Genomic DNA, 23,511 nt, shown 5'->3' with positions numbered 1-23,511 from the left:
TTTTTAATATCTCATTTATTAATCATAAAGACTGGCAGATAAGTAGCTCGCTAATAGGCAAATAAGTATGGATTTTGATTTTAATTTGATTTTAGTGCCTTTAACCATTGGTTTAGGTATTATTTGGCTATTAGATAAGCTGACGCTCAAACAACGTAAAACACGAGGCCGCGGTCAAGAAAGCTTGCTGGTGCGCTGGGCGTATGACTTTTTCCCTGTGCTAGCGGTGGTGTTGATTGTGCGCTCATTCTTAATTGAGCCGTTTAATATTCCTTCATCATCTATGGTACCAACGCTATATACCGGCGATTTTATCGCGGTCAATAAATACGCTTACGGTGTGCGCCTGCCGCTCACTTATAATAAGGTGCTTGATACAGGCGCGCCTGAACATGGCGATGTGGCGGTCTTCCGCTATCCTGAAAATCCAAGTATTTATTATATCAAGCGCGTCATTGGTCTGCCGGGTGATACCGTCAGTTATAATCAAGGGACGCTAGCGATTAACGACACGCCAGTTCCTACCAAAGCGGTAGATTTTGATGCCGATGCCGAGCTGACCTCACAGTTATATCCAGCAGGACAAGTTGCACCAGGCCAAGTCTTGACGGAAGACAATGCTATACAAATGGGTCAACAAGAAGAAAATGCGGCGCAGTACTTTGAAGAGATTCAAGGGGATAACAAACACTTGGTTCGTTATTTACCTGATATGAATAGTGCACAATATGCGCCATTTTTACAGCAAGAATCGCCAGAAGTAGTGAGTTCTGAAGGGACAGAATGGCGTATCAAGGTACCAGAAGGTCATTACTTTGTGATGGGTGATAACCGCGATCGTAGTGCTGATGGGCGTTTTTGGGGCTTTGTTCCTGATGACAATTTAGCGGGTAAAGCGGTCTATATCTGGATGCATAAGCCACCCGGTCTTAACTTACCTACCTTTAAACGTAATGGTAGTATTGATTGATATCATCGATGCGCTAAAGATTGATTTACCGATAATAGTTTGTGCTAATATTATGCCTATCTAATAAACTGCTAACTGACTTAGACAGATCGATTTAAAAACTGTGTTATTAAGTAAGATTAAAATACAGTTTTTGAACTTTTAGCGGTTTATCTATAGCAACTTAAGTAATTTACCCTTTGAGAGGTATTATAGTGCATCAATTATCTGGTTTGTCTTCGCAGCGCGGTGCTAGTGTCACTAGTGTTGTTTTTATCATTATCGTTTTGGGTGTGGCTGCCAAATTGATTGTCGCTATCGTACCGGCGCAGATTGGTGATTATCAGCTGACTAAAACGTTAAGCGCGCAGCTTAAAGAATCCAATGCCAATAAAGAAACAGCCAAACAATTTGTTGAACGTGTCAATAAACAGCTGTCTATTAATGCCGATTATGATACCAAAGCAGAAGAGGTTTTTACCTTTACAGATAAAAAAACAGGGCAGTTGGCTATTCATAAGCAGTATGAAGTCACCAATAAACTTTTTGGTAATATCGATATCGTTAATCGCTTTGAAGGCGACATTGATGCAATCACAGCCGAATAATGACCATTCTACATCTTAGAAAAACAAAGGTTGTTAGCTGATATTTACTTTTTTAACAAATTTAATAGATTTTAATGCAGCACCAGTTCGTCATATTTCATATTCATTAATGCAACAAAAGGGATAATCACAAACCACGCATGAAACCAACTTCGCAGTATCCTCAGGCGGTTCCTAATCACCAAAAAAGTAGCATGTCTGATGACACGCTTATTATTAGCTCAGAATTTATTCAACGGTTAGCGATATTAACGCGCAAGTTGGGTTATGTGTTTAATGATTTGAGTTTGCCTAAGCTGGCGCTCACCCATCGCTCGTTTGATAGTAAGAAAAACTATGAGCGTTTAGAGTTTTTGGGCGATGCGCTACTAGGTATGATAGTCGGTGAAGCGTTATATCACCGTTATCCGACGCAAAACGAAGGTCGTTTGACCCGTATGCGCGCAACTTTAGTTCGGCAAGAATCGCTGGTTATTATTGCGCAAAACCTAGAGCTTTCTAATCAATTGATATTGGGAGTCGGTGAGCGTAAAGGTGGCGGGCGCAATCGTGCTTCTATTCTAGCGGATGCCGTCGAGTCATTGATTGGGGCGATTTATCTAGACAGCCAAGATATGGATATTACCCGTGACTGTGTGCTTTCTTGGTATGGCGACCTCATTGACAATGTTAATGATCAAAAAGCGCTCAAAGATGCCAAAAGTCGCTTACAAGAATGGTTGCAATCTAAGCAGTTTGATTTGCCGCATTATGAGCTGATGGAAACCCGTGGCAATGCCCCGCATCAAATTTTTGTGGTGCGCTGTCAGGTAAATATTAATAACTGTCCTGATATTACTGAATCGGGCGAAAGTCGCCGTATCGCTGAGCAAAAAGCGGCAGAGCTGATGATTAATCAATTGCATAAATTGCCAGGTCAGCCTAAAAAACGCTCATAGCTAATTTTTCAAACGTGTTTCAAACAAAATTTTTAAAGTCCATTTTCTCAATGTTCAGTTTTCTAAATGTTCAGTTTTCTAAATACTTAGTTTCCTAAATACTTAGTTTCCTAAATACTTAGTTTTCGCTTGTTTCAATAAATGATTATTCGAAATACCAAATATTCTCAACATGATCAGATTTATGCCGCTTTAATTCAAACCAGCAATTAAGTGGCGTGACTGATGACAACCTCCATAGGATTAACCCATGAGCAATCACAACGACTTGCCATTAAATAATGAAGATAATGCCAAAAATATGACCGAAAACACCAATACCAGTTCAACCCAAAACCATGCCGAATCAAATAACGCTAGATTAAATGATACTAAGCTAAATGTTGATAGCACAAAAGATGCTATGTTAGAAAACCATGCATTAGAAAGTAACGCAATAGAAGACAGCGCGCTAGAAAATGACACGGCTATTGAAGAGTTCTTTTCACCCAATAACCATGCAAATATGGTTGATGGTTTTAAAACTGGTTACGTGGCCATTGTTGGTCGCCCGAATGTGGGTAAATCAACCTTGATGAACCACTTGTTGGGTCAAAAACTGTCTATTACCTCGCGTAAACCACAAACGACCCGCCATCGTATTCACGGTATTTTGTCTAACGATGAGATGCAAGCGGTGTTTGTTGATACCCCAGGGATTCATCGCAATGAAGTGCGTGCTATCAATGAGCGCATGAATAAAGCCGCGGTATCTGCGTTGGTTGATGTTGATTTGGTCTTATTTGTTGTTGATTCAGATCAATGGCGCGACGATGACTTATTAACATTACAAAAACTTGGCGATACCAATCTGACCGTGGTATTGGTGATTAACAAAGCCGATACTTTAAAAGATAAAGGCAGCGTGTTGCCACTGATCGAAACCTTTAGTGACAGTTTCGATTTTGCTGATATTGTCCCTGTTTCTGCTTTAAAAAATCAAAACTTAGATCGTTTGCAAGAAGTGATCGCCTCACATTTGCCAATCGCTGATCCTATTTATGATACTGAACAGATTACCGATCGCTCAGAGCGCTTTTTAGCCAGTGAAATTATCCGCGAAAAAATCATGCGTAGTGCGGGCGATGAAGTACCATACGATTTAACCGTACAGATTGATGGCTTTAAAGACGAAGCGGCGCATATAGACCCAAAAACCGGTCGTCCACGTAAAGCTTGTACCTTTATCGATGCGACCATTTATGTCGAGCGCAGTGGGCAAAAAGCAATCGTCATTGGTGATAAAGGTCAGCGTATCAAGCAAGTGGGCATGGATGCGCGTAAAGATATGGAACAGCTGTTTGATAAGAAAATCATGTTAACACTGTGGGTAAAAGTGAAGCGTGGTTGGTCTGATGATGAGCGTGCTTTGACCAGTTTGGGATATTAATAGTGCTTTAACAGAAATGGCATGGTGTACATATATTTGTGTCGCCATGCATTTATATCATCATTGCTGAGGTAATAATCCATGCGTAACGAAGCGTTAATCGGTTATTTATTACATCAGCGTCCTTACCAAGAAAAACGCGCCTTATACTATTTATTTTCTCAGCAACATGGGGTTATCCATGGGATTGGCAAAAAAGGCGCGCCGCTCTTTATGCCACTGCAACTTTTTGCAACTGGTAAACGCGATTTAAAAACATTCAGTCAGATTAATATTGCGCCACTAAGCTCAATTCAAGGTTCTGTAACACAAGGTTCTGTAACACAAGATTTTTTAGCGCCAGAAGACAGTCAGGCAAACCTAGCAGAAGCGTTGCACCACGAGAGTATTAGTGGGCAACATCAGTACGCTGCCCTTTACTTGAATGAGATATTATGGCGGCTACTACCTACTGAAGATCCTATGCCAGTATTATGGCAACACTATCAAAACAGCCTATACCAGCTTAAGCAACCTTTAATTGCTAACGAGTTGCGTTTGTGTTTGCGCCAGTTTGAGACCTATTTGTTTAATGAATTGGGCTTTGCCTTAACGTTAAAACATGACAGTCTAGATCAGCCTATTGAATCCAGTGCCATGTATCGCTTCTTGCCTGATGTGGGCTTGGTAGCGATTGTCTATAACGATAATAACGAAAACGCAATAGCGCAAACAGTTTTTAAAGGTAGTGAGGTTTTATTGATGGTAGAGCATGGCATATCTGCTGTTACGCTCAATACTTGGTCACGTTTGCATCGACAACTGATTGATCATCTGCTTGATTACCAACCATTACAAAGTCGTTTGCTTTGGCAGCAGCAACAGCGCTATCAATCCTAGGGTTTATAAAGGTTTTATATCCCACTTTTTAGTAAATGATCTGGATATTATTGAAAGGATTTTTTATGATTAACACAAAGGTAGTACAGGCAGCTAACTCAACACAAACCTTAGAGAGCAGCTTAAAAAAACCTCTATTAGGGGTCAATATTGACCATGTAGCGACTTTACGCCAAGCAAGAGGTGTCAGCTATCCAAGTCCGTTGGCAGCCGCTTTGTTATGTGAGCAAGCAGGAGCAGATGGTATCACGATTCATTTACGTGAAGACCGTCGTCATATTCAAGATGCCGATGTGTACGAGATTGCCGAGCAGCTGACCACAAGAATGAATTTAGAGATTGCCGCAACGACTGAGATGCTTGAGATTGCTCGCAAGGTCAAGCCATTTTGGGTCTGCTTAGTGCCAGAGAAGCGTGCTGAGTTGACTACCGAAGGTGGTCTTGATGTTGCAGGGCAGATGCCTTGGTTGACGGATTATATTGCCAAGTTACAAGCAGTCGGTATTAAAGTCTCTTTGTTTATCGATCCAAAAGACAAGCAAATTGCTGCAGCGGTAACTTGCGGTGCCGATGCGATTGAGCTACATACAGGTGCTTATGCTGAGGCAGGTCTAGCCGGTAACATCGATAAGATGAATACTGAACTTACGCGGATTAAGCAAGCGGTGCGGACTGCCCAAGATGCTAATAGCAATATGCTGATTAATGCAGGTCATGGTCTCACGCGCGATAATGTCTATGCGATCGCCCAAATTAACGGTATATATGAGCTAAATATTGGACATGCCCTTATTGCCGATGCTGTTTTTGTTGGATTAGAGCAGGCGGTAATTATGATGAAAAATGCTATGCATGAAAGTGCTTAATTATTTTAACCTTGTCGTTTTTTACTTTCCGCAATCAGTAGGGTGGCTCGCATTAGGTTTATAAGTAACACGGCCACCTTGACTGAACGAGATTTGATACATGGTATGATTGTAGGTAGAGGTTGGACAGTATTTAAAATGTCCAAAGTGGCCGCGAGGCTTACCGCTATCGCCCCAGAATTTAGTGTAATGGCGCTTATCTCCCACACGTAAATATAATGTACTGTATTTAGGCTCTAAGGCTTGTTCTTCTAACAGGTCGTCGACCCCTAAATCAAAATTCTTATTATTGTTTTTATCTGAGAATAATAATAACTGCTTATAACTGTCTCTGTGGCATAAGCCACCACTGTTGGAAAGGCAAACCAGCAAGTCTTGTCTTCTGATATAACTTTCAGCTTTTGCTAATGTCAGCGTATTTCTGATTTGACTTTCAATACGTTTCGCTTCCATGCGTGCTAATTGCTCTAAGATGTAAGGTGTCGCAATCATTGTTAGGATAGCTAAGACTGCGATTGTGACGATCACCTCTACTAAAGTAAAACCCCGCTCATTCTTTGGCTGAAAGTAATTTGGTCTGTTGGGTAAGACTTTATATGATTTCATCATGATGAACTGCTACCTATATAAGAGGTATGGCAATATATGAAAGGTCATTGAGCAAAATTTTTAGCATTATTAATAATATTCAATATCTAAACCATTAATGATTTAATGGAAGTTAACAAGATTCTATTACTTACTATATAGTAGAATAATGTTTAGTATTTTGAATATAAACTAAATATATGTCTACTGTCAATAAATGTTTCAATTCGTGAATCAATGGTTTTAACAATAGAGAAAATAAATTATTTGTATTAAAATAAGTTGAAACAATAGGTATGATTCGTTTCATCATCTATTGCGACCTAACATACAAAAGATAAAAAGTGTAAAGTGTGTTAGTCCTCAGTAAGTTAAGCTGGCTAATGTGTTTTAGTTATGACATTATCGTGTAATAATGTGTAGCTGGTTAACGAAAAAAGTTGTAAACTGAATTGATAATCGCTAAGCTACTTCTTAATTGGTTTTGCTTTGTAATTTCAAATTCGTAAATGATGTCTATTTTCAGCCATCTTGAGAAGCAGTTTTGCTTAAGGCATTACTAAAATTATCCTTTGGAGGAAGTTCATGAAATTAAATAAAATTGCTTTGGCATTGTTTGCCATCACAGCGGCCCCACTAGCAGCAAACGCTGGTGTTACTATTAGCCCATTACTACTTGGTTATCATTACAGCGAAGGCGCTGATGATGAGCAACGTGAGCTATTAGAAAACTATAATGGAAGCGGCGAAAACTTTTATAAAGAAAATGGTTTATATACTGGTGCAGCACTCGGTATTGAACTAACGCCTTCTACTCAGTTCCAAGTTGAGTATGGTGTATCTAATACTGATGCTATCAGTAGCTTAGGTAGAACTTTAGATACAGAACAAGAAATGATTTCTGGTAACTTCTTGATCGGTTTTGAAGAGTTCAGTGGCTACACTGATAACGCATTTAAACCATATGCATTAGTTGGTGCTGGTCAATCTAAAATCGAAATCGAAGATGCCTCTGGTAACGAAGTTACAAGTACTAAAGATACTATCGGTAACCTAGGTCTAGGTGCTATGTATCGTATCAATGATGCGCTAAGCCTACGTGGTGAAGCTCGTGCGATTCATAACTTTGACCAAAACTGGTGGGAAGGCATGGCCTTGGCCGGTCTAGAAGTTGTACTAGGTGGGCATTTAGCACCTACAGTAGCTGTTCCACCAATGGAAGAGCCTAACGTAGTAACTCCACCAATCGTTGTTGTTGAGTCTGATCTTGACTCTGACGGTGATGGCGTACCTGATAGCATCGATGCATGCCCAGGCACTCCAATGAACGTAGTGGTTGATGAGCGCGGTTGCCCAGTACCAGTAGATATTACTGATGAACTGAAAATGGAACTACGTGTATTCTTTGATAACGACAAATCAGCTATCAAAAACCAATACAAACCAGAAATCGCTAAAGTAGCAGAGAAGATGCGTGAGTATCCTAACTCTACAGCACGCGTAGAAGGTCATGCTTCTAAAACTGGTCCTTCAGCACGTTACAACCAACGTCTATCTGAAGCTCGTGCTGTTGCAGTGAAATCTATGTTGACTAACGAATTTGGTATCGCACCAAACCGTCTATCAACAGTTGGTTACGGTTATGACCAACCAATCGCTGACAACAACACTGAAGAAGGTCGTGCTATGAACCGTCGTGTATATGCCATCATCACTGGTGACAAAACCATGACTGTTGAACAAACTAAAGATATGGTTGTTCAATAAGTAATAGCTTCTAATTATGTTATAATGTAATTAGTTACAAAAAAAGTCACCCTTTGGGTGGCTTTTTTTTATTTATGTGTTGAGAAAAGTAAGTTATTGCATAAAATCATGATGCAATAATGTTATACTAACGACCCAAACACTTTGTAAATTGACAAAGTGTACATTAGCATAGCTATCTGTACGATGGATTTACCAGCATAGGTCTTTGATTTTAATAATATTAATCGATTGTGCCTATTGCGCAATCATTTAATCATAAAATAATCATGTCTATTTGGTTGGTGGTAACAGTTTATCCAGCGGTGCTAACTGCTACTACATTTTTTTAAGACGAAACGAGCATTTTATATGGCGAACGATATCAAACACCTGCGTAACATTGCAATTATTGCCCACGTTGACCACGGTAAAACCACTTTGGTTGACAAGCTATTACATCAATCTGGTACTTTTGGCGATCGTGCAAACATTGCTGAACGTGCAATGGATTCAGGTGATATTGAGCAAGAGCGTGGTATTACCATCTTGGCAAAAAATACAGCTATCCGCTGGACAGATGATACTGATGGCACTGAATACCGTATTAACATTGTTGATACCCCAGGCCACGCCGATTTTGGTGGTGAAGTTGAACGTGTTATGTCAATGGTTGACTGCGTATTATTAGTCGTTGACGGCGTTGATGGCCCGATGCCACAGACACGTTTTGTGACTCAAAAAGCATTCGAGCAAGGTCTAAAACCGATTGTTGTTATTAACAAGATTGACCGTCCAGGTTCACGCCCTGATTGGGTAATGGATCAGATTTTTGATTTGTTTGATAACCTTGGTGCGACAGATGAGCAATTAGATTTTCCAGTTGTTTATGCCTCAGCATTGAATGGTATTGCTGGCTTAGAAGCAGACAACTTAGCGGACGATATGACGCCGCTGTTTAAAACCATCGTTGATGTGGTTCAGCCTCCTCAAGTTGATGCTGAAGCGCCATTCCGTATGCAAATCTCTAGCCTTGATTACAATAGCTTCGTTGGTGTTATCGGTATTGGTCGTATCCAGCGCGGTAAAGTAAAAACCAATACACCAGTAACTGTCATTGATAAAAATGGCGATACTCGTAATGGCCGTATTCTAAAAATTATGGGCTATCATGGTCTTGATCGTATTGATGTAGAAGATGCACAAGCGGGTGATATCGTTTGTATTACTGGTATCGATGCGCTTAATATTTCAGATACAATTTGTGATCCTAGCGCTGTTGAAGCGTTGCCAGCACTGACTGTCGATGAGCCAACCGTATCTATGAATTTCCAAGTAAACAATTCACCGTTTGCTGGTCGTGAAGGTAAGTTTGTGACCTCACGTAATATTCGTGAGCGTCTTGAGCGTGAATTGATTCATAACGTGGCACTACGTGTAGAAGATACTGAGTCTCCTGATAAATTTAAAGTATCAGGTCGTGGTGAGCTTCATCTGTCTGTATTGATTGAAAACATGCGCCGTGAAGGTTTTGAGATGGGTGTTTCAGGCCCAGAAGTTATCGTTAAAGAAGTTGACGGCAAGCTACAAGAGCCATATGAAAACGTTGTTTTTGATATCGAAGATGCGCATCAAGGTCCTATCATGGAGCAGGTTGGCTTGCGTAAAGGCGAGATGACCAATATGGAGCTTGATGGTAAAGGTCGTATGCGTATCGAAGCGACAATGCCAGCACGTGGTTTGATTGGTTTCCGTTCTGAGTTCCTAACCTTAACTTCAGGTACAGGTATCATGACGTCAAGCTTCTCACATTACGGCCCACAGAAAGTTGGTGATGTTGGTGCTCGCTCTAATGGTGTCTTGGTTTCTATGGCGAAGGGCGTTTGCCTAGGTTTTGCGCTATTTAACCTACAAAAACGTGGTAAATTGTTCGCTGAGCCACAGCTAGAAGTATACGAAGGTATGATCGTTGGTTTGAACTCGCGTAACGATGACATGGCAGTTAACCCAACGACTGCTAAGCAGTTGACCAACGTCCGTGCCAGTGGTACTGATGAAGCGCTAACCCTAACGCCAGCGGTTAAGTTTACCCTTGAGCAGGCACTTGAATTTATTCAAGATGACGAGCTAGTAGAAGTAACACCGAAGGCCATTCGTCTTCGTAAGCGCTACTTGACTGAGAGTGAGCGTAAGCGTCACGGTCGTAAGAAAGGTGCTTAATTATTGACAAAAAATGATATTAATCATACATTTTGTTAAGAATTGAGAGAAGTATTTGATATTGGTAAAGATCTCCTTTATTTATATTAAGTGAGAGTTATAATCAGCAGTATAGAGTGAGTCGAATATGGTTCACTTTATATTGATTTTTTTATGCCTGTTTTTTATATATAATAATACGGCTAATCAATTGGATTGGTTTGTTTAGAATTTCTTACGTCATTTTTAATACGCTGCCCTTAAAACGTGATTTTTAAGAGGTGATTTTTAAGAGATGGTTTTTAAGAGATGGTTTTTAAGAGACGGTCTCTAAATGAGATTAACTATTCGGCTGTTTATCTGACCATAGGTTTATCTGAACATAGATAAGACTTTTGAGGAGTGATATTATGAGTATGGTATCTGAGTTTAAAGAATTTGCTGTAAAAGGTAATGTGATGGACCTAGCGGTCGGTGTCATCATTGGTGGCGCTTTTGCGACCATCACGACCTCTTTAGTTGAAGACATTATTATGCCTATCGTCGCTTTTATTGCTGGCGGCGAAATCAACTTTAAAAATATGTTTTTCATGTTAGGCGATGCACCTGAAGGCGTTGGTATGACGTACGATGCACTTAAAGAGGCAGGTGTGCCAGTATTGGCCTATGGTAGTTTTATCACTGTATTGATTAACTTCCTAATTTTAGCGTTTATTATCTTTATGATGGTAAAAATGGTGAATAGATTACGCCGTGAAGACGAGGTAGAAGAAGCAATAGAAGAGCCGTCAGAAGAGGTGCAATTGCTTCGTGAGATTAGTGCTAAGCTTAGCAATACTCACATTACAAAATAATATCATGTATTTACGATAATAAAAAAGGCTAACGAGAAGTTAGCCTTTTTTATTGTCGATTGATAAGCTCGATGCTTATAACTTATGGCGTAACTACTACATAGTCATTGGTATTAATTAGAATCTCTGAAGGACGATCGACAACAATACGCACGACATTATTATCAACAACTTGTGATTTATAGTAATTGTCTTCAGCAACCGTACAGCCTAAGCAGCGTCCCATTGCATCCCATGGCTCAACGAATAACTTTTGCTGTGCTTGATCTGCATTGCCTCCAATCAGCGAGAAGGGTAAGCTCACGATATAGGCGGCAGTTCCCGCTACCGCAGCTACCAATTGTAGTGGTTTACCGACAATCGTGTCTACTGCCATGGTCTCGTAAGAAGGGCCAAAATCAGTTTCATCAATTTCTATCGCTGCTAAAGCGGGCTGCATGCTAGCAAAAATCAAGCTTATGCTTGCCATCATGGTCAGTAACTTATATTTAGCGGTGCGTTTCATGTTAGCTGGAGCACTCATAATAATATCCTAAAACTCATAAGTAGTATGATTAATAGCTGCTGCTATTTCCACACAGAGACAAATTCCCTATAGAAATAAGGCGACAACGATAGTTATTCTTAATATTACAGATAAATAAACGGTTTGCACTATTTATGTAAATATTAGCACTATTAAAGCAAGATGTAGGCTAATAAGCAACAAAAATGCGCAGGACATCTGTATTAGCAGAGCGTTTTTTTATTATGAGTCATGCTAAATGAGTATAGGCAGGACTATAAATAAGCGGTTTAAAGTAATTAACCAATGATATTGCTTTAAACCTGTATAGTCTTATTAAACAAGGATTATTTACTATTGATTGGCTGACAGGCAGGGCAAAAAACACTGGCACGTCCATTAAGCTTAATGTTTTCTAATAGTGTGTCACAGTGTGGACAAGTTTCACCTTGCCTGCCGTAGACATTTAAGGTTTGTTGAAAATAACCCGTTTGGCCGCTAGCAACGGTAAAATCCCGTAGGGTGGAACCGCCAAGGGTTATCGCCTTTTTTAAAATTGCTTTGATATGGTCAACCAAAATAACTATTTGCTCATAAGAAACTTGATGAGCGGGCGTTGCAGGATGAATGCCTGATAAGTAAAGACTTTCAGTCGCATAAATATTACCAACGCCGACGACGATTTGTTGTTCCATAATAACGGATTTAATGGCGCGTTTGATTGGTTGCTTGTTAGATGTTTTATTGGCCGTCGCTTTTTTAGGGTTGCTTTGATTATTGCTGCTATGATTAACGATACTGTCATTAGGGGTTGGATTTGGATTATTTGAACGTTGAATTAAATGATATAAATAATCAGCGGTAAATTCTGCTGATAATGGCTCGGGACCCAAATGATCTAATAGCTTGGGGCCATAATCATCAAACCATAACACCGAGCCAAAGCGCCTTGGATCATAATAATGTAGCTGTGTTTGGCTATCATCAGTGCTACTAAACGTCACTACCAAATGATCGTGCTTACGCTTATCAGTGCCATAGCTGTGTTGCTGTAAGCTACCTGACATACCTAAATGAATCAACAGTTGCCGCGGGGCTAATTGCTCAGGTTGGATAGAGGCGTTGGTGTTCGCAGAAATTGCGGGTATAAAATTCAGAATTAAATACTTTGCTCGGCGCTCGACGCTATCCAAAGTGTAATCAACCAGTTGAGTCAAATCATCAGGCATCGACCATCGTAGTTTTGGCTGGAAGACTTTGACATTGGTGACTTGCTGACCTAATAACGGCGTAAGGCTGGTTTTGGTGGTTTCTACTTCGGGTAACTCAGGCATAGTATTTCTTATGAAAACTCTATTATGGATTAAAGGTGTTCTTGGAAAATTGTGCTGACTTAATAATCAAGCAACCGCACGGCGCGCATGTAAGATACCATGCTGCTGTTCAAGTTTGGCCAGTAGTTTGGATAAATGTGCCAGCCCCGAGACTTCAATATGAAACTTTAAAAAGGCGATATTGTCATCATTGCTCAGCGTTTCAACTTGACGAATATTGACGTTTTCTTTATCAATAATTTGGGTCAAATCGCGCAGTAATCCGCGTCTGTCATAAGCTTCTACATGAATATCTACCGGTTGATAACGACCCGATTTAACCGTCCAAGCAGCATCAATTTCGCGTTCAGGGTCGCGCTCAATCAAGCGTAGATATTCAGGGCAGCCGCGATTATGGACGCTGACGCCGCGTGACAAAGTAATGTAGCCTGCAATAGGTTCACCGTGGACGGGATGACAGCAGCCTGCTAGGTTAATCTCGATATTATCCAAACCATCGATATGGATTTTATAGGCATCGAGTTTCCCTGCATCTCTAGTGTCAATGCTAGGGGTAAAGTCGTCTTCCGGTCTTTCAGGCTCTAGGTGGAGCTGGCGAGAGATGTGACTGGTCAGCTGGTTAAGACCAATATCACCGGTCACCAAGCCGACGACAATATCATCGGTATTATTGACATTAAAATGCTGCGTATAGTCGTTTAAATCGATACTGTTTGGATGGACCGATAAACGCTCAAGCTCTTTACTAAGCATTTGGCGACCTATCTCAATATTCTTATCGCGGTCTTGCTTATTAAACCACTGACGCAGCTTTGAGCGCGCGCGGTTGGTATGAATATAACCAAGCGAGGCGACCAGCCAATCGCGGTTCGGCTCACGTGATGCTTTGGTAATAATCTCTACTTGCTCGCCCGTCTTTAACTGATAAGTTAGCGGCACATAACGCTGATTGACGCGCGCTGCTTGGGCACGGTTACCAACTTGCGTGTGTACATAATAGGCAAAATCCAGTACCGTCGCGCCTTTTGGCAGCTCAGTGATATCGCCATCACGACTAAAGATATAAATACGCTCGAGCTCGTCAAAATCAACCAATTGCTCTTCTTCGTCAAACTCGATTTCTTCTAATTCTTCGCCGGTTAATAATGCTGAACGCGGCTGATTGCGCGTCTCATTATTGATAGAAAGCAGTTGCCGTAATGAGCTGATTCTTTGGTTAAGGTAATTATCCTTTTTATTCTTTAGACCTTCTTTATAGTTGACGTGCGCGCACATGCCAAGCTCAGCTTCAAAATGCATCTCATGCGTACGAATTTGTACTTCAAGCGATTTATTTTCGGCAATAACCGCCGTATGTAGCGAGCGATAACCGTTAGATTTTGGATTGGTAATATAGTCGTCGAACTGCTCAGGAATATAGCGCCATAGACCATGTACCAATCCCAAAACGTGATAGCAATCTGAAGGATTGGTGACCAAAACGCGCAGCGCGCGAATGTCATAAAGCTGATCAAAGGACAAACCTTTGAGCTTCATTTTTCGGTAAATAGAGTAGATATGCTTAACGCGCCCTGAAACCTCGGCTTCGATACCGGCTTCTGCTAAGGCTGCATTGAGCTTATCTTGTACGCGCTGAATGTAAGACTCACGTTCGCTACGTTTTTCTGATAATAGCCGAGCAATCTCTTTATAGCGCTCAGGAGCAAGATAGCGGAAGGCAAGATCCTCAAGCTCCCATTTTAGCTGAGCAATACCAAGCCTATGAGCCAATGGGGCATAAATAGTCATGACCTCACGCGCAACACGGTGTTGCCGCTCTTCACTAGAAAAGGTCAATTCGCGCATGGCAAAGGTCCGTTCTGCCAATTTAATCAGCACAACGCGTACATCATTGGTGACGGAGATAAGCATGCTATAAATATTGGATAGCTGATCACGCTGGTTATTAACAAAATGATCTTCTAAGCGCTTATTACTTTCGATAATCTCGGACAGCTTACCCATTGCCAAGGTGTCTTTGACCAAGGTTGAAATATCCGCACCGAATTTTTTTTCAATTTCAGCTAAGCTGATAATCGATTTACGGGCGCTGCGATAGAGCATCGCTGCGACGAGCGCATCTTCATCTTGATAAAGATAAGTTAGGATATCGGTCATCGCAATACCCGTGACGTAAGCACCTGAGCGCTCAGATTCACTGGTATTCATATGACTGCGGATAAACTCGCAAGCAGCGGCAAGATTGGGTACAGACTCTTGACCAATACGCTTGGCGACATTATCAAGCCAAGTGGGGACGTCGATATTTATTTGATCTAAATCAATCGCTTCAAGCTCTTTTTCTGAAAGCGTAGAGCTGTCATCAAAAAGCTGATTTTCCAAATACTCACCTTTGAGATTCGGGTCATGACTATGATAAGCATACTGAGCAGAGCGATCAAAAGTGGTGTGCAGCTTGTGAGTAGCAAGCTGATGTTTGATATCGAGTGGAATTTGGGCATAGCTATTAGCAGACTGGTGCGAGCGTTGGCTCGCGACCAGTTGAGCCGCCAATGTTGCGCTATCGGCTTGCGTGGTTTGTCCATCTACCAGCGGTAATCCTTCACGAATTTTTACCATAGCCCACTCCTCTTAGCTATTCAAAATTGATTAGCGCCTCATTTGCCACGCAGACTTAAATTTTGCGATAGGCAAATAACACCGATAAATCAATTCAGCCGCTAAAAATCCTTTTCTAGCAGCTATAAAATGATAGAGATAAATAACATATAGAGCCATGAGTACCAAGACTCATGATATCTCGATTAAGAAGGCCTCAATATATTGGTTATTATTATCTCATTTTGCAATGACAAATCAAGCAAGGCTCTGTAATGATCATGTCGGTGTTGATAACATACAGCATTATTAACCTTATCGCTTAATCCGTTTTTGCATAAAGCGATGCGGTTAAAAATGAGCGTTATGATTATTAAAATGTCACACTTAAAAAAGCCATGCTCGAAAAACCACGCTTAAAGAGCCATGCTCTAAAAGATTAGTCGCTTAAAGCAAGTGCTAAGCTGAAACTTTTTCAAAGCGCGCGATTGACTCAACGTGACCGGTATGACAGAACATATCCATCACGCCTGCATGCGTCAAACGATAGCCTTGCTCTAATAAGGCTTTGGTATCGCGGGCGAGGGTAGCAGGGTTACAAGAAACATAGACAATACGTTCGGCGTTAAATTTCGGCAGATACTGCATAATTTCCCAAGCGCCCGAACGCGGCGGGTCAATGAGTAACGCATCAAAGCCCTGATTGGCCCAAGGTTTATCGGTGCAATCTTGGGTTAAATCTTGGCTATAAAACTCAGTATTATTAATTCCGTTGCGACGTGCGTTATCGGCAGCACGGGCAGTCATCGCTTCACTGCCTTCAACGCCGACCACCGAGCCCGTTTCGCCGACTAAACGCGCTAGCGGTAAGCTAAAGTTGCCCAAGCCACTGAATAAATCTAGCACGCGTTCGCCCGCTTTTAAATCTAACAAATCACAAGCAAGCTTGGTCATCTGCCGGTTTACCGATAAATTGACTTGGGTAAAGTCCGTTGGGATAAACTCAAACGTCAAATCATACTCTGGTAATTGATAATATAAGCGCCCAAACTGCTCACTCATATCGTCACTCTCCGTCAAAACAATACGCTGAATGCTATCGGCGCCTTTTGACTGTAAATATAATTGCCAATTGCGCGCTGCAAAAAACGTTTTTAGCTTCTCAATATCAGCATCTGATAATGGCGCTAAATTACGCACGATAAGGGCAACCGGCTGATTGCCATCGGGCAGTTCTGGCATCGCTTCGCCCATAGCCAGTTCAAGCTGGGCAATTTTGTCACGGCTCTCTAAGGTGCTGATAAGGGCTTTTAAGTTTTCAATCTCAAAACCAATACGTGGGTCTAAGATATGACACTCATTTAATTCCGCTAAAAAGTTACTTGAGCGCTCACGGAAACCAACCAAGGCGGTTTCTTTTTTGGCGACATAACGGACGCCCAATCGTGCTTTGGTACGGTAACCTAAGCGATCGCCGACCACAGGCGCGAGCCAATGATCCGGTTCAACATTCGCTTGATGGATAAGCATCTCAGCAAGCACAGATTGCTTAAAGTTGATTTGACCCTCTGGCTGCCAATGTTGCAAATTACAGCCACCGCAGACGCCAAAATGCGGGCAGGGCGGCACGGCGCGCTCAGGGTTTGGATTGGCAGTAATGCTCACAGCATCACCTTCTTCAAAGCTGGTACGGCTATTGGTAATTTTGACTAACGCGCTTTCGCCCGGTAGCGCAAAGCTAACAAAAATCTTTTTGCCATGTTTGTCTTCGATATGACCATCAGCTTCGCTGAATCCATTACCATATACCGCAACGCCGCGACCATCATGTGACAAGCCATCGATATTAAAAGGTAGTGGCTCAGCATCTTTTAAACGGCGACGCGTTTTTGATGACGGCTTGGATTTTTTCTTACTTGGCGGAATAGTAATAGTCTGAGTCTCGTTAGGCTGTTGGCTGGTATCTAAGATGGTAGAGTTTTTTGAATCGGTGGGTTGCATAAACCTGCCTTAAATAATAAATAGTAAGTAATAAATGATAAATAACGATAAATGAGGGTGAGACGTTAGTTGTTAAAACGTCATCTTTATAAAGAAGCTTTTATAAATACGTCCGTTATATAAAAATGTCTGCTATGGTGCAGGCGCAGATGACCAATCAGCAATAAACTCATGATGACGTGGGCTGCCATCTGCTTGGGTATAATTTGCCAAATAATCACGGCTTTGCTGTTGCCAAGCATTAAAATCCGGTGAGGATAATTGACCGGTCAACCGTAACCAGCGCAGATATATCAGCCAGGTATTCATCACATCCGATTCGCAATATATTGACAACGTTTGCCAATCACCATTGCTGACCAGATCGCCAACCATGCTGCCATCGACATCGGTTTTACCGGGTAAGCCATAAAGACTGGCAACGACATCCATAGCTTCACGGCGGCTGGCACCGTATTGGCTAAATCTGTCCATCAAATCAAGATGGCGAGTATGGAAACGATTAACATAGTTATCAAAGCGCATGTTTTTGATGCGCTCGCCTTCTTCAAATAACCACGGCGCTGCCAAGTCATACTGCATCGCGCGATAAATAAGCACCGGAATATCAAAGCCTGAGCCGTTCCAACTAATCAGCTGCGGCAGCTTTTCAAGGTCACTGAATGCACGGAAAAATTTGCTCAGAATGTCTTTTTCGCTAAACTTATCTGCCGTCAAAGAAAATAAGGAAAATTGACCGTCTTTAATATAAAGGGCAGAAATACAGACAATACGCTGCAGCGGCAAACGCATAAAGTCATGTCCCGCTTCTTGGAGTCGCAGCGCCGTCAACGCGCTTAAGGCATCGGCATCGTTTAGCTCGGCCAATTGTGGGTAAATACGGCGGGCAGCCTCGGTATCGGCAACCGTCTCAATATCAAAGACCAAGATAGGTTTGGACGAAAGGGCGTTTGACATAAATAATCCTACCTAACTATTGGCTTTGGTTGATGATTGATAAAACTATCATTGCTGAGCTTATGATTTATGAGCTTATGCTGCTGCATTGTGCGTATTTTTTATTTTGCACGAACTAGGCTGTCTTCACGTTACTGTCGTCAGCATCGTTGTCGATAACATTATATAAGCCGGTTGATAAATAACGATCGCCGCGATCACAAACGATAAAGGCAATAACCGCGTCTGGATTTTCTTTTGCGACTTCGACGGCTGCCCAAGCGGCCGCGCCTGAAGAAACACCAGCAAAAATGCCCTCGGTTTTGGCCAATTTGCGCATATAGACTTCAGCGATATGCTGATCGACATCCATGATGTCGTCAATCAAGTCGGCTTCAAAAATACCCGGCATGTAAGCAGCAGGCCAGCGGCGAATTCCGGCGATAGACGCTTCTTCATCAGGCTGCAAACCGATGATTTTAACATCAGGGTTTTGCTCTTTAAGATATTGCGCCACCCCAGTGATGGTGCCAGTGGTGCCCATAGAGCTGATAAAGTGAGTGATTTTACCGTCAGTTTGCGCCCATAGCTCAGGACCGGTGGTGAGATAATGCGCTTGTTTATTATCAGGATTATTAAATTGGTCTAAGACGATACCTTTACCATCCGCTTGCATCTGCAGCGCCATATCTCGTGCTGCTTCCATACCTTCGTCGACTTCGATTAGCGTCGCGCCGTAAGCGGTCATGGCATCCTTACGCTCTTGGGTCGAGTTGGTTGGCATTAATAAGGTCATCGGATAACCGCGCATCGCTGCAACCATGGCTAAAGCTATACCGGTATTGCCGCTGGTGGCTTCAATCAACATATCGCCCGGCTTAATATCACCGCGCAGCTCAGCCTGATAAATCATATTAAACGCTGGACGGTCTTTTACCGAACCAGCAGGGTTATTACCTTCAAGCTTTGCAAGTACCACGGCCCCATTGGCAATCTGCTCTTGCTCAGGCAGACGATGCAATTTAACCAATGGCGTCTGACCTACGCAATCGGCAAGGTCAGTGATTTGCGTAATAAAATTGGCGTTTGACTGGGCCGTAGCGGACATAAGGTATCCTTATTAATTATTAAGTTTTTAATAGGCGCTGTTTAAATGATAGGTACTAAGACATTAACAGGCCAGTACTTCATGACTATCAGGTATTGAGGGTGATGCAATAAAAAGTTGCGTCATTATATCATTTTGTTTTCAGCTGCGCTTAATGCATAAATTTTTATTGAGGATAGCTTGTTTGTTTATAACCTTGTGTATTTACGTTAATGTATAAATGATTAAGCATAAATATGAGGCGCGGCTTGTTGAGCAATAACGCTTGCTTAATAAGCATTGGTTAATGAAGATGAGTCAATGAATGGCTAACCGCCTCTGATAGAATCCTGCTAAGATAATCTCAAGCTATAATTGCTGGCTTGCCGTTAGTGCTTAGCCAATTATTAACGCATAATCGCATCGTACAATATTTATCACCAATAATATCTGTCACCAATATCAGTGGAGAGTAAACCCAGCATGGCTTACAAAAAACGTTTTGATACCAGTAGCGCTTATGGTCAGCTGATTATATTGGTGTTTTTGCCGATTTGTTTATTGGCAGCGGTAGGTGGTATTTTGGTGTTTTATGAAACCATGCGCGCCAGTAATTCTGAACAGGAAGTATTGGCAGAGGCGGTGTTGATTCGCTATACGCCGGCGATTGCGGAGCTCGTCCCTGAACTATTAGAGCAAGAAAAGCAGCAAGCAGAAACGGGCGACGGTAAAAGCAAGACCGATACTAAGTCACAAGTAGCAATAGCGACGTTAGAAGGTATTCAAGATAGGCTCGGGCGCATGCAGTCGGAGCAGCATGTCCAACGTATTGCCATTATCAATCAAAACAATGAAGTATTGGCCAGTGTCGGCTATGGTATCGATGAGGCATGGCCACTGATAGATGCATCAGAGCGCTTTTTATCGCAAAAGCCCACGCCTATTGGCACAGCTTACGGCAGTACTTTGGGTGAGTTTGACGGGCAGCAAGTGTGGCTGATGGTCGATATGGATAACGAGCCGCTTTATATTGCCCGTTATCGTATTGCCATGGCGCTGGCGATTACCGGCTTATTTACCATTTTAATTTTGTTATTAAGCTTAAATATTTATTCAAAACGTTGGATTGCGCCGATTTACGAGCTACGTTTGCAATTACAACGTACCCATGTAGACAATCTTTATCAGCCTATTCCGGTTGAATCGAATGGTGAGTTGAATTTATTACAGCAAGATTTGGTCAAAACCTTACGCCGTCTACACGCCAGCTTCCAAGATTTAAAAGATCACGCCGAGCAAACTGAGGATGATTTGCGCTTGGCATTTGATGAGATGGAAATGCAAAACATCTCTATCCGTAATGCCCGTGATGCCGCAATATCAACCAGCCAAGCAAAATCGGCATTTTTGGCCAATATCAGTCATGAATTGCGTACACCCTTAAACAGTATCGATGGTTTTATTAATTTGCTGGCGCGGCACGGCGAGCTTAATCCTGAACAAGATTTGTATGTACAAACCATCCGTAAATCGTCGGCGCATTTATTGGCACTCGTGAATGATGTATTGGATTTTTCCAAGATTGAAGCGGGTAAATTGGTACTTGATCGTCACGAGTTTGACCTTTATGACACCATTTATGATGTGGTCGATATGCTATCACCGGTTTCTGCAGAAAAAGGGCTGCGCATGGCGGTGTTGTTTTATAACGACGTGCCGATGCGTATCAACGGCGATGCCTTGCGTCTTAAACAAGTCCTGACCAATATCGTTGGTAATGCCATTAAATTCACCGATAGCGGCGATGTGGTCGTTCGCGTTAGCTTAGACGATCATCGCGATAATTACTTAATGATTAGTGTGCAAGATAGCGGTAAAGGGATTTCATTATCTGACCAAAAAATGCTTTTTCAAAGCTTTAGCCAAGGCGATCCGTCGATTACGCGCCAATATGGTGGTACCGGTTTGGGTCTGGTCATCTCCAAGCAGTTAACGCGGCTGATGGGCGGCGATATTGGCTTTTATGACAATGTGCAAGAAAATATCTCTAACCAAGGAGCAACGTTTTGGTTTCGGATGCCAGCCCATGTCGATGTTTTAGAGGCGGCGACTGGGCAAACGATTGAACTGCCCGTGCTCGCGCCACTTGCCAGCGATACGGACGAATTTAATGTGCTGGTTTGGATCAATCATACGGCATCGATACAGGTGCTGAAAGCCAGCTTACAACATTTACCGATTACCCTGACCCAAGCCAACTCTTTACCGGGCGTACTTGAGTCGCTCAAAGAGCGCGGCAACTATTGGGATTGGGTCATCGTGGATGATGATACCCAAGACGATATGATGGCGCTACTCAAACAAATTCGCCTGCATTATCAGGGTAAGTTGGCAGTATTTGGCTATCAAGTTGCCGCCGACCAAGCACTGCTCAATCGTTATCATGCCAATATTTTGTATGAGCCATTGGATAAAAGGCAGCTCTATGCCATGCTTGATACGCAAAAGCGCAGCGCTCCGAGTGGCGTTCAAGAGCCGCGCTGGAAGGGCGTTACCGTCTTAGCCGTCGACGATCATCTACCAAACTTACTGGTGCTTGATGCGCTATTAAGTGAGCTTGGTATCCATGTGATTACCGCCAGTAGTGGTTTTGATGCGATAGAAATCATCAGTAAACAGCAAACCAAACATATCAAAACCGCTAAAACTGAAAAACAAAGTCTGTCGAAAAAGACCCAAATATCTAAGGCTGAAGCCCGCGATGATGTCAGTAAATCAGCGGTTAACTCATTACATCTTGACGATGCTACGACAGATGATAAAGGCAATGCAGCGTACAAAAACAGCATTGATTTGATATTTATGGACATTCAAATGCCGCGTATGTCAGGGCATGAAGCGGCGCGCCAAATCCGTAATATCGAAACCCCTGATCATCATATTCCCATTATTGCCTTGACCGCTCATGGCTTAGCTGATGAGCGCGAGAAGCTGATTGCTAGTGGTATGAATGATTATGTCGGTAAGCCTATTAGTCAGCCACAATTATTACAAGTGCTACAAAAATGGCTTGGCCGTACCACTTCAGTGCCGCCATTAACCGCCCTTACTAATGATGATTTACACGCTGAAAATTCGCCCAGCTCGGATTTACCAAGTTCTAATTTTAACAATACATTAACGCAAGATTCTTTAACGGCGTATACAGGTCTGACAGCGCCGACTTATCCGATGGTTAAAGGCGATGATAGTCATCGCGATGCTGATTCTCATAGAGATGCTGACGCGATCAGTCCACCAAAAATCACCCGACCTTTATCGCTCAAAAAAATTCGCGATGACTATTTGCGTGACAGTCAGCCGCGTGAAGATTATAGACGCGAAACACCGCGCGAAACCCAACCACGTTACGAGAAGCCACGCTATGAAAAGCCACGCTATGAGAATTTGCCCTATCAAGGGCAGGGGCAAGCACCATTGGTTTATCCGCCCTATCAAATGACAGAGAGTGTTAAAGATGAGCAAAATGTAGAGACAACGCAAGAGCAAAGTAATACGAACTTGGGGGCAAACGCCCTTGATACCTCGGAGATTTTAAATTGGCAAGATGCCTTAACGCGTTCAGCCAATAAACCCGATTTGGCTGCCAAGCTGATTATTATGATGCTCGATACCATTAATGATGAAAAGCAAGCATTGATGCAGGCATGGGAGAGTCGCAACCGCAATGCGCTGGCGCAAATTGCCCATCGTATCTTAGGCGGCAGTCGCTATACGGGCGTGCCGCAGTTACGTCAAGCCAGCCAAGATTTAGAGGATAAATGCTTATTAAATATCCAACATACCACGCCCGCTCAATTTGCGATGCTTGAGCCTTATTATGAAGCACTATTGACCGCGTTAAATAACTTACAAACACTGGATTTATCGGCGTATCCGCAGCTTAATTATCACCGCTTAAGTGAAAATGATATGACGTGGAAAATGATTTAAG

At 42.3% G+C, this 23,511-nt stretch carries 17 protein-coding genes; 10 read left to right on the top strand and 7 right to left on the bottom strand.

Annotated features, from left to right (window positions below; genetic code table 11):
- The first annotated feature begins 67 nt into the window (after window positions 1-67).
- The 6 genes from lepB (at window position 68) to QJS82_RS10190 (ending at window position 5,669) form a co-directional block, all read left to right on the top strand.
- Window positions 68-970 (top strand): signal peptidase I, encoded by a 903-nt coding sequence (gene lepB / locus QJS82_RS10215; protein ID WP_201562235.1) that lies wholly within the window; start codon window positions 68-70, stop codon window positions 968-970.
- A 194-nt stretch (window positions 971-1,164) separates the two neighbouring features.
- Window positions 1,165-1,557, top strand: a complete 393-nt coding sequence (locus tag QJS82_RS10210; RefSeq protein WP_227670489.1) for a DUF4845 domain-containing protein — start codon at window positions 1,165-1,167, stop codon at window positions 1,555-1,557.
- Window positions 1,558-1,697: 140 nt separating this feature from the next.
- Window positions 1,698-2,495, top strand: a complete 798-nt coding sequence (gene rnc, locus QJS82_RS10205; RefSeq protein WP_183619926.1) for a ribonuclease III — start codon at window positions 1,698-1,700, stop codon at window positions 2,493-2,495.
- A 250-nt stretch (window positions 2,496-2,745) separates the two neighbouring features.
- The gene (gene era, locus QJS82_RS10200; protein WP_281490398.1) at window positions 2,746-3,924 is read left to right on the top strand and encodes a GTPase Era; all 1,179 of its coding nucleotides are present in this window, start codon (window positions 2,746-2,748) and stop codon (window positions 3,922-3,924) included.
- 81 nt (window positions 3,925-4,005) lie between these two features.
- Window positions 4,006-4,803: a DNA repair protein RecO gene (gene recO / locus QJS82_RS10195; protein ID WP_281490397.1), complete on the top strand. Its 798-nt coding sequence runs from the start codon at window positions 4,006-4,008 to the stop codon at window positions 4,801-4,803.
- A gap of 65 nt (window positions 4,804-4,868) precedes the next feature.
- Window positions 4,869-5,669, top strand: a complete 801-nt coding sequence (locus tag QJS82_RS10190) for a pyridoxine 5'-phosphate synthase (protein WP_281490396.1) — start codon at window positions 4,869-4,871, stop codon at window positions 5,667-5,669.
- Window positions 5,670-5,690: 21 nt separating this feature from the next.
- Here QJS82_RS10190 and QJS82_RS10185 read toward each other — a convergent pair whose 3' ends face one another.
- The gene (locus QJS82_RS10185; RefSeq protein ID WP_281490395.1) at window positions 5,691-6,278 is read right to left on the bottom strand and encodes a pilus assembly FimT family protein; all 588 of its coding nucleotides are present in this window, start codon (window positions 6,276-6,278) and stop codon (window positions 5,691-5,693) included.
- Between the two features lie 564 nt (window positions 6,279-6,842).
- Between QJS82_RS10185 and QJS82_RS10180 the strand changes: the two genes are divergently transcribed.
- From QJS82_RS10180 to mscL, 3 genes are all read left to right on the top strand, one after another.
- A complete protein-coding gene (locus tag QJS82_RS10180) occupies window positions 6,843-8,024 on the top strand; it encodes an OmpA family protein (RefSeq protein WP_201625074.1) in 1,182 nt (393 codons plus the stop codon).
- A 351-nt stretch (window positions 8,025-8,375) separates the two neighbouring features.
- Window positions 8,376-10,223, top strand: coding sequence for a translational GTPase TypA (typA, locus tag QJS82_RS10175; protein ID WP_201562223.1), 1,848 nt, complete (start codon window positions 8,376-8,378; stop codon window positions 10,221-10,223).
- 389 nt (window positions 10,224-10,612) lie between these two features.
- Window positions 10,613-11,056: a large conductance mechanosensitive channel protein MscL gene (gene mscL / locus QJS82_RS10170; protein WP_281490394.1), complete on the top strand. Its 444-nt coding sequence runs from the start codon at window positions 10,613-10,615 to the stop codon at window positions 11,054-11,056.
- 82 nt (window positions 11,057-11,138) lie between these two features.
- Here mscL and QJS82_RS10165 read toward each other — a convergent pair whose 3' ends face one another.
- The 6 genes from QJS82_RS10165 to cysM all read right to left on the bottom strand — a co-directional run bounded on the left by QJS82_RS10165 (window position 11,139) and on the right by cysM (window position 19,538).
- Complete coding sequence (locus tag QJS82_RS10165) at window positions 11,139-11,579, bottom strand: hypothetical protein (protein ID WP_281490393.1); 441 nt, start codon at window positions 11,577-11,579, stop codon at window positions 11,139-11,141.
- A 329-nt stretch (window positions 11,580-11,908) separates the two neighbouring features.
- A complete protein-coding gene (gene mutM, locus QJS82_RS10160) occupies window positions 11,909-12,895 on the bottom strand; it encodes a bifunctional DNA-formamidopyrimidine glycosylase/DNA-(apurinic or apyrimidinic site) lyase (protein WP_281490392.1) in 987 nt (328 codons plus the stop codon).
- 66 nt (window positions 12,896-12,961) lie between these two features.
- Window positions 12,962-15,514 (bottom strand): RelA/SpoT family protein, encoded by a 2,553-nt coding sequence (locus tag QJS82_RS10155; protein WP_281490391.1) that lies wholly within the window; start codon window positions 15,512-15,514, stop codon window positions 12,962-12,964.
- Window positions 15,515-15,952: 438 nt separating this feature from the next.
- Window positions 15,953-17,494 carry a 23S rRNA (uracil(1939)-C(5))-methyltransferase RlmD gene (gene rlmD, locus QJS82_RS10150; protein WP_281490390.1) on the bottom strand — a complete coding sequence of 514 codons (1,542 nt, stop codon included), beginning with the start codon at window positions 17,492-17,494 and terminating at the stop codon, window positions 15,953-15,955.
- Window positions 17,495-17,626: 132 nt separating this feature from the next.
- Window positions 17,627-18,451: a 3'-5' exonuclease gene (locus QJS82_RS10145; protein WP_281490389.1), complete on the bottom strand. Its 825-nt coding sequence runs from the start codon at window positions 18,449-18,451 to the stop codon at window positions 17,627-17,629.
- 115 nt (window positions 18,452-18,566) lie between these two features.
- Complete coding sequence (gene cysM, locus QJS82_RS10140) at window positions 18,567-19,538, bottom strand: cysteine synthase CysM (RefSeq protein ID WP_281490388.1); 972 nt, start codon at window positions 19,536-19,538, stop codon at window positions 18,567-18,569.
- Window positions 19,539-20,000: 462 nt separating this feature from the next.
- Between cysM and QJS82_RS10135 the strand changes: the two genes are divergently transcribed.
- Complete coding sequence (locus QJS82_RS10135; protein ID WP_281490387.1) at window positions 20,001-23,510, top strand: ATP-binding protein; 3,510 nt, start codon at window positions 20,001-20,003, stop codon at window positions 23,508-23,510.
- The last annotated feature ends 1 nt before the right edge of the window (window position 23,511 follow it).

The sequence above is a fragment of the Psychrobacter maritimus genome, from assembly GCF_029953575.1.
Taxonomy (GTDB): domain Bacteria; phylum Pseudomonadota; class Gammaproteobacteria; order Pseudomonadales; family Moraxellaceae; genus Psychrobacter; species Psychrobacter maritimus.
This window is presented reverse-complemented; position numbering and strand designations above follow the sequence as displayed.